The 15,003-nt window shown below is 67.1% G+C and carries 14 protein-coding genes; 1 reads left to right on the top strand and 13 read right to left on the bottom strand.

Annotation, left to right across the window (positions count from 1 at the left end):
• Positions 1-12: 12 nt before the first annotated feature.
• From F3J15_RS14890 to F3J15_RS14835, 12 genes are all read right to left on the bottom strand, one after another.
• Positions 13-972: a chemotaxis protein CheX gene (locus F3J15_RS14890; protein WP_166891986.1), complete on the bottom strand. Its 960-nt coding sequence runs from the start codon at positions 970-972 to the stop codon at positions 13-15.
• A 32-nt stretch (positions 973-1,004) separates the two neighbouring features.
• Positions 1,005-1,586, bottom strand: coding sequence for a hypothetical protein (locus F3J15_RS14885; protein ID WP_166891983.1), 582 nt, complete (start codon positions 1,584-1,586; stop codon positions 1,005-1,007).
• Entirely contained in the window at positions 1,583-2,311 is a 729-nt protein-coding gene (locus F3J15_RS14880; protein ID WP_166892126.1) for a methyl-accepting chemotaxis protein, read from the bottom strand. The genes F3J15_RS14885 and F3J15_RS14880 overlap by 4 nt, the downstream gene beginning before the upstream one ends.
• A 22-nt stretch (positions 2,312-2,333) precedes the next feature.
• A complete protein-coding gene (locus F3J15_RS14875; protein ID WP_166891979.1) occupies positions 2,334-4,715 on the bottom strand; it encodes an MCP four helix bundle domain-containing protein in 2,382 nt (793 codons plus the stop codon).
• A gap of 457 nt (positions 4,716-5,172) precedes the next feature.
• Positions 5,173-6,903, bottom strand: a complete 1,731-nt coding sequence (locus F3J15_RS14870; RefSeq protein WP_069251269.1) for a cation acetate symporter — start codon at positions 6,901-6,903, stop codon at positions 5,173-5,175.
• A complete protein-coding gene (locus F3J15_RS14865) occupies positions 6,900-7,208 on the bottom strand; it encodes a DUF485 domain-containing protein (protein WP_069251268.1) in 309 nt (102 codons plus the stop codon). The genes F3J15_RS14870 and F3J15_RS14865 overlap by 4 nt, the downstream gene beginning before the upstream one ends.
• A 283-nt stretch (positions 7,209-7,491) precedes the next feature.
• Complete coding sequence (locus tag F3J15_RS14860; RefSeq protein ID WP_166891976.1) at positions 7,492-8,502, bottom strand: succinylglutamate desuccinylase/aspartoacylase family protein; 1,011 nt, start codon at positions 8,500-8,502, stop codon at positions 7,492-7,494.
• A 31-nt stretch (positions 8,503-8,533) separates the two neighbouring features.
• On the bottom strand, positions 8,534-9,727 hold the full coding sequence (locus F3J15_RS14855) for an aminotransferase class I/II-fold pyridoxal phosphate-dependent enzyme (RefSeq protein WP_166891972.1): 1,194 nt from the start codon (positions 9,725-9,727) through the stop codon (positions 8,534-8,536).
• 52 nt (positions 9,728-9,779) lie between these two features.
• The gene (locus F3J15_RS14850; protein ID WP_166891969.1) at positions 9,780-10,475 is read right to left on the bottom strand and encodes an ABC transporter permease subunit; all 696 of its coding nucleotides are present in this window, start codon (positions 10,473-10,475) and stop codon (positions 9,780-9,782) included.
• 49 nt (positions 10,476-10,524) lie between these two features.
• On the bottom strand, positions 10,525-11,241 hold the full coding sequence (locus F3J15_RS14845) for an ABC transporter permease subunit (RefSeq protein ID WP_166891965.1): 717 nt from the start codon (positions 11,239-11,241) through the stop codon (positions 10,525-10,527).
• 40 nt (positions 11,242-11,281) lie between these two features.
• The gene (locus F3J15_RS14840; protein ID WP_089486062.1) at positions 11,282-12,079 is read right to left on the bottom strand and encodes a transporter substrate-binding domain-containing protein; all 798 of its coding nucleotides are present in this window, start codon (positions 12,077-12,079) and stop codon (positions 11,282-11,284) included.
• Positions 12,080-12,153: 74 nt separating this feature from the next.
• Positions 12,154-12,960: an ATP-binding cassette domain-containing protein gene (locus F3J15_RS14835; protein ID WP_089486063.1), complete on the bottom strand. Its 807-nt coding sequence runs from the start codon at positions 12,958-12,960 to the stop codon at positions 12,154-12,156.
• A gap of 238 nt (positions 12,961-13,198) precedes the next feature.
• Between F3J15_RS14835 and F3J15_RS14830 the strand changes: the two genes are divergently transcribed.
• Positions 13,199-13,855 carry a TetR family transcriptional regulator C-terminal domain-containing protein gene (locus F3J15_RS14830; protein WP_345891504.1) on the top strand — a complete coding sequence of 219 codons (657 nt, stop codon included), beginning with the start codon at positions 13,199-13,201 and terminating at the stop codon, positions 13,853-13,855.
• A gap of 88 nt (positions 13,856-13,943) precedes the next feature.
• Here F3J15_RS14830 and F3J15_RS14825 read toward each other — a convergent pair.
• On the bottom strand, positions 13,944-15,003 hold a 1,060-nt coding region (locus F3J15_RS14825), incomplete at its 5' end, for a thiamine pyrophosphate-dependent enzyme (protein WP_166891963.1).

Raw genomic sequence — 15,003 nt, 5'->3', positions numbered from 1 at the left:
TGACTTCAGTATTCAAAACAGTTCGAGTTCACCCGATTCGACCATCGGCCCCACGTCCTGCACTGATTCGCGGAAATCCTCCGGCGACCAGCTCAGGCTGAACACGAAGCGCTGGTCGAGACAGACGGAGCGCCCCGATGCCGGATCGGTCATCCGGTACTTGAAGCAGAGCTGCGGGCAATCGCCGCCGAACGAGATGAACTTCTGCTTGTGATTGACGACGAGCGGCACCTGCACCGTGTGGCGCGCCAGCGCCTCGGCGTCGCCGAGATAGCGGTTCTTGAACGCGCCCCAGACGAGGTTGGTCAGCTCGCCGAGCACGTTGTTCACGTCGCGGAAATCCGGCGCGCGGCCGTCTTCGCGCGTGCCGCCGATCATGTCGAGCAGCGGCTGCTCGCTCGTCTGCAGCAGCATGTAGCCGCGGCACCACGCGCTCTCGAGCGCGATCAGGCTGAACACTTCGCCGAAGATGATCTGGTCGCGCACGATGCACGGCGTTTCGTGCTCGATCGTCATGCCCGGGAACAGGCTGTCGATGCGCGCCTCGGTGATCTCCGAGATGCCGCGCACGAGTGCGTTCGGGTAGTCGCGGCCGAACAGGTATTCGTCGATCGCGCGCTTGAGCGGCGTCATGTCGTCCGCGACGTAGGCCGCGCATGCGACGCGCGCGAGCGCCTCCGGCAGCCCGTCGCGCGATGTGAGCGATTCGCGGCGCAGGATGATCGGCAGCTCGGGGCGCAGCGCATCGATCTGCGTCGCGATGATCGCGCTCTCGGCCGGCGAACCGCCGTAATCCTCGGCCAGCAGGATCGCGCCGAGGTCGATGTTCGAGCGCAGCACCTTCAGCAGCCGGTTGCGCCGCACGGTCAGGCCGACCAGGTTGTGCTCGTCGCAGAAGCGCTTGATCGCGTCGGCGTGCGCGCGACTGTCGTCGAGTACGAGCACCTTGCTGACGGGTTTATCCAAGGTCATCTCAAGGTTTCCTCATGGTCGGTCAGGGTCGGTCAGAACAGTTCGAGCTCGCCGCCGGTATCCACCGTGGCCGTTTCCGGCACATGGAAATCGACCGGCGCGTTCGCGCACACGCACAGCGTCGCGCCGACCCGCACGTCGCCATCGAGCGTCAGGTCGTAGGCGGCCACGTGATTCGGCGCCAGCGCGGGCAGGTAGTCGATGCTCGATCCGCTCAGCAGACAAGGCGTCGACATCCCCAGGTCGGGAAACGGCACGGTCAGCGCCTGGTTGATCGCGCCGCAGCACAGGTTCGCGACTTCCATGAATGCTTCGGGCAACGGCCGCTGGCTGCTCGTGCCCGCCGTCGCGCCGGCGAAATAGCGGCGCGTCGCGTCGTCGTCGCTGAAGCGCAGGGCGAGCAGCAGGCGGAAATGCAGCGCCGAAATCGTCAGCACCGCGACATGCTCGGGCACCGTCGGCTTCGTGCGCGACTTCGCGGGCGCGTGATCCCGCCCGTCGTGTGCGGGGCCGGCAGACGGCCGGATGTCGCACGCGCCGCCGGATGCGAGCCGCGTGCGCGCCGCGTCGAAGAAAATCCGCTCGAAGCCCGCTTTCGCCTGCGCGCTGATCACGCCGCGCCTCCTTCGATCCGCGCGTGCAGTTGCCCGGCCAGCGTCTCGACGGTCGCGAGCGCGGCCGTGATCATCTTGCCGCCGGCCTGGATGTCCTGGAACGTCGCGGCCGTCACGAGATCGTTGCGGTTCAGGCTGTCGCGATAGCTGTTCGACAGTTGCTGCGAGCGCGCGGCCAGCCCGCGCACCTCGCTCGCGACGATGGAGAAACCGCGCCCGGCCGCGCCGGCGCGCGCGGCCTCGATCGACGCGTTCAGCGACACGATCGACACGTGCGCGACGATCGCCGACAGCTCCTGGTTCTTCGCGCGCATGTCCTGGTTCTGCGTGGTCAGCGAGATCATCTGCTCGTGCCAGCGCTCGAACGTGCCGGCGAGCCCGCGCAGGCGCGCGGCTTCGTCGGCGATCTTCATTGCATGCTGCGCGAGCGCCGTTCGATCGGCCGACAGCGCCTGCATGGCGTCGCGCTGCGTGCCGGCGGCGGACGTCTCGCGCGCCAGCGCATCCTTGAGCTGCGCCTCGCGCTGCGCCCATGCGTCGGCCGCCTCCGCATGCGCCGACTTCACGTCTGCGATGCGCGCATCGGCTGCGGCGAGCGCGCCGCGCAACTGCGCCGCATCGCGCTCGAGCGCCGCGACGAGCCGCTTGCGCGTCACGCGAAACACGACCGCCGCCACGATGGCGACGACGACACCGCCCGCCAGTGCGGCGGCCATCTGGATCATCCACGCCTGCACGATCACGTCGTCACTCCGCCGCGCCGATATCCGCGCTGTGCGCACGCTCGTGCACGACGCCCTGGGCGGCACCGTCCGCCGCGAAGCGGGCCGGCAGCGACACGATCGTCTCGAACGCGCGATACGGCGCGCCGACGCGATCGTCGGTGAAACGCAGCGCGATGTCGCCGCCGTCGCGCTTCAGGAAGTTGCGCACCGCGTCCATGCCGACGCCGCGCCCCGACACTTCGGTCACCGTCTGCGCGGTCGAGAAACCCGGCCGGAAGATCAGCTCGGCCACCTCTTCGTCGGACAGCGCCGCGTCGTGGTCGGCGTCGATCCAGCCGCGCTCGCGTGCGATGCCGCGAATCCGGTCGAGCGCAAGGCCGCGGCCGTCGTCACTCAGCACGAACCACAGCTCGCCGCCGCCCACGCCGACCGCGATGTCGATCGTGCCGGACGCCGCCTTGCCGGCCGCGCGCCGCTCGTCGGACGATTCGATCCCGTGGTCCATCGAATTGCGCAGCAGGTGCATGAACACGTTCTTCAGCGTCGCGGCGATTTCGCTGCGCACGCGGTGGCCGTGGCTGTCGATATGCACGACCGGCGCCGGCTTGCCGAGTTCGGCCGCGAGCGACGGCAGCGACTCGATCACGCCGCCGAGCGCATCGCCGATGCCCTGCGTGCCGAGCTGGCTCAGCATGCGGCGCACGGCATCCCGGGCCGCGTGCCAGTCGGACGCATTCGCCGGATCGGCGCCGTCGAGCACGCGCAGGCTCTCGCTGATGTGCGCGCGCTCGACCATCAGGAAGTCGTCGCCCTGCACCGCTTCGCCGCTGCGGCCGAGCGTGACCGCGTTGATCGTCGCGTAATGTTCGACCGCGTCGCGTACGCGGGCCAGGTCGTCCATCAGCGCGTCGCGGTTCCACTCCGGGCCGCCGTCCGCGCGGCGCAGCGAGTCGTACGCCTGCTCCGCTTCGTGGACGATGTTGGTCAGGTGCTGGAGGCTGTACGTGCGCGCATTGCCCTTGATCGTGTGCATGTTGCGGAACAGCGCCGCGACGATCGAGTGATCGGCGCGCTCGTGCTGGCGGATCATCCGCTCGTTCTCGCTGAGGAAGCCCTTCGCGCTGTGCACGAAGTCGTGGAACTTGTCCTGGCTGATCGACAAAATCTCGCCGATCATCTCGAGGCGGCGCTGCTGCTCGCCGGCCTGCGCGGTCAGCTCGCGAATCTCGGTCACGTCGCGCACGCACAGCATCAGGCGTACGACCGTGTCGGTCTCGTCGGTGATCGCCGACCAGCTCAGGTCGAGCCACTTGTCGCGGCCGTCCGGCATCCGCTTCGCGACTTCGTTCACGAGCAGGTGCTCGTTGAACTCGAAGTTCATGCTGTCTTCGCCAAGGCATGCGTGCACGGCCGCATCGACCTGCGAGCGGGCGTCGGAACCGATGTTCGAGTCGTCGAACACGAGCGCCATCAGGTCGCGGCCCGCGATGTCGTTCGTCTCGAAGATGGTTTCGAGGTACGCCGAATACTCCGCATGCACGACGCCGCCCTCGACGACGGTCAGGATCCCCTGCTGCATGTTCTGCAGCATCGCCTGGATGTCGGCCGTCTTCTGCTTGAGCTGCGCCGAGTTCTCCTGGATCTTCTCGATCATCCCGTTGAACGCGACGATCGAATGGCCGATTTCGTCCATCCGGCCCACCGGCACGCGGCGCGTGAAATCCTGGCTCGTCGCGATTTCGCTCATCGCCGTCTGCATCCCGATCAGCGGGCGCGTGATCTGGCGATACAGCAGCAGGCCGAGCGCGGTCAGCAGCACGATGACCGTGCCGGCGACGCCCGCGATCGCGGTCGCCGTGGTCGACAGCATCCCGTTCAGCGCGCTGATCGCGTCGTCCTTCTGGCGGTTCTTCTCGACGCGCAGCGTGTCGACGATGCTTTCGAGTTCGTCGCGATACTGCGCGACGTTCGCGAACAGGTAGGCCTGCGCCATCTCGGGCTTGCCGTCGGCCTTCATCTTCACGGTGTCGTCGATCGCCGCGAAATAGTTCGTAGCGCTCTCCTTCGCCTGCGAGACGAGCCCGACCTGCGCCTGGCCGACCGCCGACTTCGCCTGCCCGTCGAGCGCGGCGCGCAGCGCGCCCTGCTTCGCCTTCAGCTCGTCGCGCGCCTGCGCGGCGGTATTCGCGTCGGGCGCATAGACGAGCGTCATCGTCGCGATCTGGATGTTCTTCACATCGGCGACGAGATCCGCCGACGCGAGCGCGCTCGGCACGATTCCCTGGGTGACCTGGCGTACCTCGGATGCGCTCTTGCGCGTCTGGTACACGGCATAGATGCCGATCGCGGACAGCGCGAAGAACGTCAGGACGACTAGCAGCGTAATGCGATGACGGATGGTCATGAGTACAGCTCCCCGCAGCGATCCGGCTTCGATCGCCGTTTGGTCTATTGAAAGAATGTGAGCGCCGAATTATCGGGGATGGTGTATGACGCTCCGATGACCGAAAATCATTCATTCATTGATAAAAATGAAATGAATAATTGTGACGAAAGCGCCCTAAAGTATTGCCGGGATCTGCCGTTAACCTCGTGCCACGAGGCTTCGACCGGCGGTCCTGCGCGGCCTTTGAATTCCAGGTTCGGATATTTTATTTTTATTTATTTAATCCGCTGATTAGCCGCAATCGGGCTTTCGTAAAACGTTTGCGCATTATCGACGAATTCAGTCGAATTCGCGATTTTTTATTGCCGGAGCGTGATTCGACGGACGGATGAAAACGATTCCGCCCGCCCCGGGAGCGACGATGCGATGGGCTGCATCGTCGGCCCCGGGGCGGGCGGAAGCGGCTAACGACCGGTTAGTGGCTGCTGGCGCGCGTCGCCCCCAGCCCCGTTTCCGAACGCACCTGCTGCGCGGCGAACGCGCCCTTCTCCGCCTTCGCGCGCAGGCTCGTGTCGAGGACCGAGAACAGCCATACGCCCACGAAGCCGATCGTCATCGAGAACAACGCGGGCGACGTGTACGGGAACCACGCTGAACCCTTCGGATAACCAAGCGTCGCCTCCCACACCGACGGCGACACGATCGTCAGCCCCACCGACGAAACCAGCCCGAGGAAGCCGCCGATGACCGCGCCACGCGTGGTACAGCCCTTCCACATCATCGACAGGAACAGCACCGGGAAATTGGCCGATGCCGCCACGGCAAACGCCAGCGACACCATGAACGCGACGTTCTGCTTCTCGAACGCGATGCCCAGCAGCACGGCGATCACGCCGAGCACCAGCGTCGTGATGCGCGACACCTTCAGCTCGTCGGCACTGTTGGCCTTGCCGTTCTTGAAAACGGTCGCGTAGAGATCGTGCGACACCGCGGACGCACCCGACAGCGTGAGCCCGGCCACCACCGCCAGGATCGTTGCGAACGCCACGGCCGAGATGAAGCCGTAGAACACGTCGCCGCCCACCGTCTTGGCCACCAGCACCGCGGCCATGTTGGCCGTGCCCGCGCCACCCTTGATCACGCCCTTGGCCACGTCGGCCAGTTCCGGATTGGTCAGCACCAGCGTGATCGCACCGAAGCCGATGATGAAGATCAGCACGTAGAAGTAGCCGATCCACGTGGTGGCCCAGAACACGGATTTACGGGCCTCTTTCGCATCCGGCACCGTGAAGAAGCGCATCAGGATGTGCGGCAGGCCGGCGGTGCCGAACATCAGCGCCATGCCGAACGAGATGGCCGAGATCGGATCCTTGATGAACCCGCCCGGCGACATCACCGACAGCCCGATCCGGGTCGCGTCGTCCGGCGCCTTGCCGGCATTCGCGGCGATCGCGGTCTTGACTTCCACGGCATGGGCGAACAGCGCCTCCGGGCTGAAGCCGTACTGCGCGAGCACCATGATCGCCATGAAGGTCACGCCCGCGAGCAGCATGCACGCCTTGATGATCTGCACCCAGGTAGTGGCCGTCATGCCGCCGAACAGCACGTAGACCATCATCAGCGCACCGACGATCACGACGGCCACCCAGTAGTCGAGACCGAACAGCAGCTTGATGAGCTGCCCCGCGCCCACCATCTGCGCGATCAGGTAGAACGCCACCACCACCAGCGTGCCGATCGCGGCGAAGCTGCGGATCGGCCCCTGCTCGAAGCGATAGCCCGCGACGTCGGCGAAGGTGAACTTGCCGAGGTTGCGCAGCCGCTCGGCCATCAGGAACGTGATGATCGGCCAGCCGACCAGGAAGCCGATCGAGTAGATCAGGCCATCGTAGCCCGACGTCATCACCGCCGCGGAAATGCCGAGGAACGATGCCGCCGACATGTAGTCGCCCGAGATCGCCAGGCCGTTCTGGAACCCGGTAATGCCGCCGCCGGCGGTGTAGAAATCCGCGGCGGAACGCGTGCGCGACGCCGCCCACTTGGTGATCCACAACGTCCCGGCCACGAACAGCGCGAACAGGACGATGGCCGTGGTGTTGGTGGCCTGCTTGGCGGTCTGCCCGACATCGCCGCCGCCCGCGACGGCCACGCCGCACACGAGCGCGGCCAGCAGCGCGACCAGCGTCATCGAAAGTGTCTTCTTCATTGGGCGACGTCCTGCAAGATGTCCTGCGTCAGTTGATCGTATTCGTTGTTCGCGCGGCGCACGTAGATGCCCGTGATGACGACGGTGAACACGATCACCGCCATGCCCACCGGTACGCCGACACTCGTCACGCCGGTGCTCACGGGCTTCGCGAGGAACGACTTGTCGAATGCGATCAGCGCGATGTAGCCGTAGTACACGATCAGCATCAGCACGGTCAGGCAGACACCGAGCGTATTGCGCCGTCGCTTGAGCTGCGCATACTTCGGATGCGCTTCGATCTTTTTCACCAACCCATCATGCATCGCCTGTCTCCTGGTTTGCTTTTTGAATGAGTTCGGCGATTCTGAACAGCGAAGCTGACTGCGCGCTTACTCGATCTTTCGAGGGCGGCCTCCCGGGCACTATGGTTTTCCCTAGCGGTACGGGGCGTAGCGCCGCTGTCGGAAGCGAGATGCTTGATGGGTGTACGCGCCCCTGCGCGGGGCGCGCCGTATCGTCGACGTCATTTCGGCGCAGCGATGCGGGTTAGTCCGGACGCAATATTTCGATAGTTCTCAATAAGCGGATAGTCGCGCGCAGCGTCGATCACGGATCGAGCGCGCCGCCCGACCATCCCGCCGACGGCCGCGAGCCCGTCAGCTTCAGCGCGACGTCGCCCTGCGCGACCAGCCGCTCGCGATTGCGCGTGACGATGCGTCCGGCCTGCGGCGCGACCAGCACGTACTCGCTGCCGGGCATGCCCGGATGCGCGACGATCCGCGCGATGCGCTCGCCCGCGTCGACGGTCGCACCGAGTTCGCGCTCGTACACGAGCACGCCCGACACCGGCGCGAGCACCGTCTCCATGTGCGCGATCGGCACGGCCTCGCCCTGCCAGTCGTGCGCGTCGACAGGCTCCGCAATCACGCCACGGCCACGCAGGAACGCGAGCACGCCGTCGGCGTCGCGCTCGGCGAGTACATCGGATACGTCGGATTGCCCGCGCAGCTCGACGGTCGCGACGAGCCGCTCGCGCAGGCCGCCGTTGCGCGCCCAGTGCGCGGCGATCGCACCTTCGAACGCGCCGTCGTCGTCCTCGTCCCACAGGATCGCGACGTCGACGCCGAGCGCGGCCGCGAGATCGCGACTGGCCGGCCACAGATCGCGGTGCAGGTACATGTACGGCAGCGCTTCGGAATCGGTATGCAGGTCGAGCACGATATCGGCGCCGCACGCGGCGTCGAACAACGTGCGCTGCCAGGCGGCGAATGTCGTCGCGGGCCGGCGCGCCGCGGCCGATTCATGGAAATGCCGGTTGAAATTGCGTTGCGTCGCATCGTGGAAGCGGCCAAGCAGCCGCCCTTGCCGGAACTGCGCGAGCCCGAGCGGGTTCGCCTGCGGCACTACCGTCACCGTGCCGCGCAGCATGCCGCGATCGTGCGCCGCGCACAGCTGCGGGAGCAAGCGGTGCAGTACGAGCATGCCGGCGATCTCGTCCGCATGCACGCCGGCCTGCAGATGCACGCGCGGCCCGTCGCCGCCCGACAGCCGCCACGCGCGAATCGCGAGCGGCTGCCCGCTGTCGCCGGGCACCTGCCATGCCAGCGCCTCGATCATCGTCCGTCCTCCCTCGGGTTCGGCTTGCCCATCACGACACTGCGTGCGAATCCGCGCCAAGGCTCGCGACGAATGCCACAATGCGCTCGCATGCGTCGGCCAGCTTCGCATCGTCGACGACGAAGCCGAAGCGCACGAAGCCGGACGCGGTATCGCCGAACGCGCTCGCGTCGAGCAGCGCGACCTGCTTTGCGCGGAACAATCCCCACGTGAATGCGTGCGCATCGAGCCCCGTGCCGCGCACGTCGACCATCATGAACATTCCGGCTTCCGGCAGCAGGCAACGCAGCCCCGGCACGTCGCGCAGGCGCGCGTAGGCCAGGTCGCGGCGGCACCGGTACAGCTCGCGCATGTCGGCGACGATCGCGGCCTTGTTGTCGAGCGCGGTGACGGCCGCCTGCTGGATGAAGCCCGGCAGCCCGTACAGCATGCACAGCGCGAGCCGCTCCGCGTGTTCGATCAGCTCGGCCGGGCCGATCGCCCAGCCGACCCGCCAGCCGGGCATCGCATGCGATTTCGACAGGCTGCCGATCGTCACCGTGCGCGCGGCCATCCCCGGCAGCGACGCGATGCTGACCAGGTCGCGCTCGAACGTCAGTTCCGCATAGACCTCGTCGGACACGACCCACAGATCCCGCTCGCAGGCGAGCTGCGCAATGCGTTCGAGATCGGCGCGCGGTAAGACGACGCCGGTCGGGTTGCAGGGTGTCGCGAAGAAGATCGCCTTCGTGCGCGGTGTCACGGCCGCTTCGAGCGCGTCGAAGTCGAGATGAAAGCCGCGCGACGCATCGACCGGCACGGGTACGAGCGTCGCGCCCGACGCGCGCACGCTCGCTTCGTACGTCAGGTACATCGGCTCCGGCACGATCACCTCGTCGCCCGTCTCGCACAGGCACATCGCCATCGCGAACAGCGCGTTCTGCGCGCCGGCCGTCACGATCACGTGCTCGGCACCGACGGCCTGCCCGGACGCCTTCGCATGCTCCCGCGCGATCGCCGCGCGCAACTCCGCACGGCCGCGCACCTCGCTGTAGTGCGTATCGCCGCCGCGCAGCGCGGTCACCGCGCGCTCGACGATCACGTCGGGCGTCGCGAAATCCGGATCGCCGACGCTCAGGATGATCGCCGGCTCGCCCGCCGCGACGGCCGCCTGTGCCGCGTAATGAATGTCCCATGCAGTCGTGCGCTTGCCCTGCAGGCGATCGACCAGCTTCGAATAGTTCATGCGTTCTCCGTCGCGCGGCGCCCGAGCGGCCGCCGCATCTTCAAGGGTTCGTTCACCGCGGCATGCGTACCGGCACACGCCGCTCGAGCCGGCCGAACGCGCGTTCGATCACGAACGCGAGCACGACGTAGATCACGGCGATCGCCAGCAGCGGCTCGTAGGTCCGCAGCGTCTGCGCGCGGATGTAGTTCGCGGCGCCGAGCACGTCCATCACCGCGACCGTCGACGCGAGCGCGGTCGATTTCAGCAGCATCACCGTCTCGCCCGCGAGCGTCGGCAGCAGGATCTGGATCGCACGCGGCAGCCACACGCGCCGCGCGATCATCGACGGGCGCATCCCCATCGCGCGCGCCGCCTCGATCTCGCCCTTCGGTACGCCGCGCAGGCCCGCGCGCAGTACCTCGCCGACATACGCGCCGACGCTGATCACCAGCGCGAACGCGACATACCAGAAGCCGTCGCGCAGGAACGGCCACAGCACGCTGTCGCGCAGCGCGGGCCAGCCGGCGAACAGCGAGCCGACGCCGTAGTAGATCAGGTAGATCTGCACGAGCAGCGGCGTGCCGCGTATCACTTCGGTGAAAGCCTTGCTGACGCGCGCGACGACCGGGTTGCCCGACAGCCGCGCGAACGCGACGACGATCGCGAGCGCGAAGCCGAACACGGCCGAGATGACGAGCAGCTTGACGGTGGTCAGCACGCCAATCAGCAGCAGCGATCCGTAGGAAGACAGTACGCTCAGATCCATGACGTTGATCCGGTTCGGTCGAAAAAGACGTGAGAAGACCCGGCGTGGCTCACGATGCCGGCATCCAGCGGCCGAAACGCCGCTCGATCTCGCGAAACAGCATGCCGGACAACGACGTGATCGCGAAGTACACGGCCGCGACCATCAGGTAGTAGTGCATGTACTCGCGCGTCGACCCGGCCGCCTGCTTCGCGGTGTAGAGCAGCTCGCTGTAGCCGACCACGCTGATCAGCGCACTGTCTTTCACGAGAATCAGCCACAGGTTCGTGAAGCCGGCCAGCGCATACGGCGCCATCGCCGGCAACGTCACGCGGCGGAACACGAGCGACGGTGGCGCGCCGAATGCGCGCGCCGCCTCGATCTGCCCGTACGGGATCGCGAGGATCGCGCCGCGGATGATCTCGGCCGCATACGCGCCCTGCACGATGCCGAGCACGATCACTGCCGCCGCGAAGCCGTTGACCGCGACCGGCCCGGCGCCGACTGCCGTCATCAGCAGGTTGATGGCATCGGTGCCCGCGTAGTAGAGCAGCAGGATCAGCAGCAGCTCGGGCACCGCGCGGCACAGCGTCGTGTAGCCCTGCGCGAGCCGCTCCAGCACGTGCACGCCGGACAGCTTCGCGGCCGCACCCAGCAGCCCGAGCACGATGCCGACGACGAACGCGCCGAGCGAAATCTCGAGCGTCACGCCCGCGCCCTGCAAGAGCGCGACGCCCCAGCCGTCCGGGTCCATGCCCAGGTAGCTCACCCATCCCCAACCGTCCATGCCGCCTCCTCGTCCGTGCGTGACGCCCGTGTGCGCTCGATCAGTGCGGCCAGAGGTCGATCGGGAAATACTTCTTCGCGATCTGTGCGTACTTGCCTGATGCATGCAGTTGCTCGAGCGCCTGGTCCATCTGCTGCTTGAGCGGTGCATCGGCCTTGCGCATCCCCGCGCCGACACCGTAGCCGAAGATCGCCGGGTCCATCTTCACGCTGCCGGGGCCCTTCAGCTCGAACGCCGAACCGTCCTTCGACTTCAGGAAATCGAGAATGCCGAGCTGGTCGAGATACATCGTGTCGATGCGGCCGGCAACGAGGTCGGCGTTGCAGTCATCCTGCGTGTTGTACAGGCGCACCGTCGCGGACTTGCCGTAGGCCATCTTGATGAACTCGGCGTTCGCGGTCGAACCCTGCACGCCGATCACCTTGCCCTTCAGCCCGTCCGGCGTCAGCGTGAGCTTCTGGTTCTTCGCGCCGACGAAGGTGCCCGGCGTCTCGTAATACGGCCGCGAGAACGCGATCACCTTCTGGCGCTCCGGCGTAATCGACATCGAGTTGAAGATCACGTCGATCTTGTCGCTGAGCAGCGCCGGGATGATGCCGTCCCACGCGACTTCCTTGATCTCGCACTTCGCCTTCATCTGGTCGCACAGCGCGCGGATCAGGTCCGCCTCGAAGCCGCTCCACTGGCCCGTCGGGCTCTTCATCAGGAACGGCGGATAGGGCTCGGCCGCGACCCCGAAGCGCAGCACGCCCGACGACGCGTGCGCGGAACCGAACGGCGCGAGCGCCGCGAGGACGAGACTCAACAGGCACAGCAGACTGCGTGCGACGCGTTTCATGGTCGGACTCCTTGCAGGAAAGATAGGGATCGGGGCGGCCGGCCGTACTGGCACGCGCGGGCCGCGCCCGCGGTTCAGTGGCGTTGCCGATGTGCGTTGACGAACTGGCGGCAGCGTTCGCTCTGCGGCGCGTCGAAGATCTCGGCCGGCGTGCCGCTCTCCTCGACGCGCCCTTCGTGCAGGAACAGCACCTTGTTCGACACGTCGCGCGCGAACGCCATTTCGTGCGTGACGAGAATCATCGTGCGGCCTTCGCACGCGAGATCGCGAATCACCTTCAGCACTTCGCCGACGCGTTCCGGATCGAGCGCGGACGTCGGCTCGTCGAACAGCATCACCCTGGGCCGCATCGCCAGCGCGCGCGCAATCGCAACGCGCTGCTGCTGGCCGCCGGACAGGAACGCGGGATAGACGTTGCGCTTGTCGGCAAGGCCGACGCGTTCGAGCAGCTGCTCGGCGCGCGCGATCGCTTCGGCGCGCGGTTCGCGCAGCACGTGCACGGGCATCTCGATCACGTTCTCGAGCACCGTGCGGTGCGCCCACAGGTTGAAGCTCTGGAACACCATCCCGAGCCGCGTGCGAATGCGCTCGACCTGGCGCGGATCGGTCGGCACCGTGCGACCCTTGCGGTCGACCTTCAGGCCGATCTCCTCGCCGTCGACCACGATGCGTCCGCGGGTCGGCGTCTCCAGCAGGTTGATGCAGCGAAGCAGCGTGCTCTTGCCCGAGCCGCTCGCGCCGATCAGCGAGATCACTTCGCCTTCGCGCGCGCTCAGCGACACGCCCTTCAACACCTCCAGCTCGCCGAACCGCTTGTGCAGGTCCGTCACCTGCACGCGCGCCTCGACGGCCGCCTTCACGCTCTCCACCCGCGCCAACATGCTGTCTCCTGTGTCGAATTCTCATGCCCGTCCCGTGCGGGACCGCGGCGTCTTGTTGAATGGCCGACCAACCTCATGCGGAGTCGAGTATAGGCGCTGTTGAACGGTGGTTCAACAGATTTCAAGCATCCTGGAGCAAGGGTTTTCGCGGGTTCCGCACCGCTTTCGATGGTGTAATTGAACAAGCGTCCGACACTCCCCTATAATCGGTGCCATGACGATTCCGTAAGGTCACTCCGTGAAAAAGACTCCTGGCAGCGCACCGGTTCAGACCCGCGGCCGCGGTATCCGCGAAACGCCCGCGGTGCGGCAGCAATCGATCATCGACGCAACGATGCGCTGCATCGCGCGCTACAGCTATTCGGAAACCACGATCGACCGCATCTGCGCGGAAGCGAAGGTGTCGCGCGGGCTGATCAACCATCACTTCCAGTCGAAAGACGAACTGATGGCGCAGACCTACAAGCGGCTCGCGGCCGACCTGCTCGACGTGTCGCGCGCGGCGGCCGCGAACGCAACCGGCCCCGAGGACAAGCTCGACGCGATCATCAAGGTGTGTTTCGCCGCGCCGGTGTTCGCGCCGAAGAACGTGAAGGTGTGGCTCGGCTTCTGGAGCGTCGCCCACAGCGACCCGGTGATCCGCAAGGCGCACAAGGAGCTGTACGCCGGCTACCGACAAGCCCTGAAGAAACTGTTCGACCAGATCGCGGAAGTGCGTGGCGGGACCGTCGACAGCGATCTCGCCGCGCTGACGCTGACGGCCGTGATCGACGGGTTCTGGCTCGAACTTGCGCGCGACCCGACGTCCTTTACCGCGGAAGACGCGCTGGCGAGCTGCCTGCGCATCGTCGATACGTTCCTGCCGCCGCCGAAGACGGCGCGCAAGCGCGCGTAACGCGGCGCGCCGGTGGCATGACGCAGCATCGCCGCCGGCAACCCGGCGGCGCACTCGACGGCCTCGCATGGCGAGGCCGTTCGCGTTTTCAGCGCGCGCGAATCTCGATCAGATACGGTGCGTCATGCGCCGCCGCTTCGCTGAGCGCCCTGGCCAGCGAAGCGCCCTCTTCGACGCGTTGCGCGCCCCATCCATACGCCCGTGCGATCGCGACGAAATCCGGCGTATGCAGATCCACGCCGACCGGCTCGACCCCGCCATCGACCATCGCGCGCTTGATTTCCCCGTATCCGCCATTGTTCAGCAGCACGACGATCACGCGCGCACGATGCTGCACCGCCGTGCCGAGCTCCGCGAGCGTGTACTGGAATCCGCCATCGCCGGCGATGCAGACCACCGGCCGCGACGCATCGCCGAGGCTCGCGCCGACGGCGGCCGGCAGCCCGTAGCCGAGCGAGCCGAACCCGACCGACGCGTTGAACCAGCTGCGCGGGCGCGGCGCCGCGAAGCCGACGTTGCCTGCGTAGACGATGCGCGTCGAATCCCCGACGATCGCCGCATCGGGCAGCGTGTCGCGCACGCTGTCGAGCAGCGCGAGATCGCGGTGCATTTCGTCGTTCAGTTCCTGTCGCGCCGCCGCACGGCACCTCGTCGCGCGTTCGATGCCGTCGCGATCCGCACGGGCGCTCGCGTCGCCGGGCCATACGCGCCGCAGCGCGCGCAGGGTTTCGCCGACGTCGCCGAGCAACGGCAGCGCGGGCACCGCATTGCGGCACAGCTGCTGTGGATCGATGTCGATCCGCACGAGCCGCGCGGGCATCGAGAAACTGCGCGTCGCATACAGGTCGTAATCGGTCGGCCCGAGCTCGGTGCCGAGCGCGACGATCAGGTCGCTGTCGCGCATCAGTGCGCGCACCGCGTCGCTCGACGCCGACCACGCGATGCCGAGCGGATGCGCGGGCGGCAGCACGCCACGACCGTTGATCGTCATCACGACCGGCGCATCGAGTGCTTCGGCGAGCCACCGCACGTCGTCGGACGCGTCGAGCGCGCCGCCGCCCGCGAGGATCAGCGGCGCGCGCGCGGCAGCCGCCTTCGCGCGCAGCGCGTCGATGCCGTCGGCCGATGCGGGACCGGGTGCGATGCGC

Origin of the sequence: Burkholderia sp. Ap-955 (genome assembly GCF_011753045.1) — a bacterium.
GTDB classification, from domain to species: Bacteria; Pseudomonadota; Gammaproteobacteria; order Burkholderiales; family Burkholderiaceae; genus Burkholderia; species Burkholderia lata_D.
The sequence above is the reverse complement of the archived record's forward strand: the minus strand, read 5'-3'. Positions and strand labels throughout refer to the sequence as shown.

Excerpts from the sequence above, each read along its gene's own strand:
- F3J15_RS14890 (WP_166891986.1), bottom strand. The coding sequence starts at position 972 with ATGACCTTGGATAAACCCGTCAGCAAGGTGCTCGTACTCGACGACAGT.
- F3J15_RS14880 (WP_166892126.1), bottom strand. The coding sequence starts at position 2,311 with ATGATCCAGATGGCCGCCGCACTGGCGGGCGGTGTCGTCGTCGCCATC.
- F3J15_RS14875 (WP_166891979.1), bottom strand. The coding sequence starts at position 4,715 with ATGACCATCCGTCATCGCATTACGCTGCTAGTCGTCCTGACGTTCTTC.
- F3J15_RS14870 (WP_069251269.1), bottom strand. The coding sequence starts at position 6,903 with ATGAAGAAGACACTTTCGATGACGCTGGTCGCGCTGCTGGCCGCGCTC.
- F3J15_RS14865 (WP_069251268.1), bottom strand. The coding sequence starts at position 7,208 with ATGCATGATGGGTTGGTGAAAAAGATCGAAGCGCATCCGAAGTATGCG.
- F3J15_RS14860 (WP_166891976.1), bottom strand. The coding sequence starts at position 8,502 with ATGATCGAGGCGCTGGCATGGCAGGTGCCCGGCGACAGCGGGCAGCCG.
- F3J15_RS14855 (WP_166891972.1), bottom strand. The coding sequence starts at position 9,727 with ATGAACTATTCGAAGCTGGTCGATCGCCTGCAGGGCAAGCGCACGACT.
- F3J15_RS14850 (WP_166891969.1), bottom strand. The coding sequence starts at position 10,475 with ATGGATCTGAGCGTACTGTCTTCCTACGGATCGCTGCTGCTGATTGGC.
- F3J15_RS14845 (WP_166891965.1), bottom strand. The coding sequence starts at position 11,241 with ATGGACGGTTGGGGATGGGTGAGCTACCTGGGCATGGACCCGGACGGC.
- F3J15_RS14840 (WP_089486062.1), bottom strand. The coding sequence starts at position 12,079 with ATGAAACGCGTCGCACGCAGTCTGCTGTGCCTGTTGAGTCTCGTCCTC.
- F3J15_RS14835 (WP_089486063.1), bottom strand. The coding sequence starts at position 12,960 with ATGTTGGCGCGGGTGGAGAGCGTGAAGGCGGCCGTCGAGGCGCGCGTG.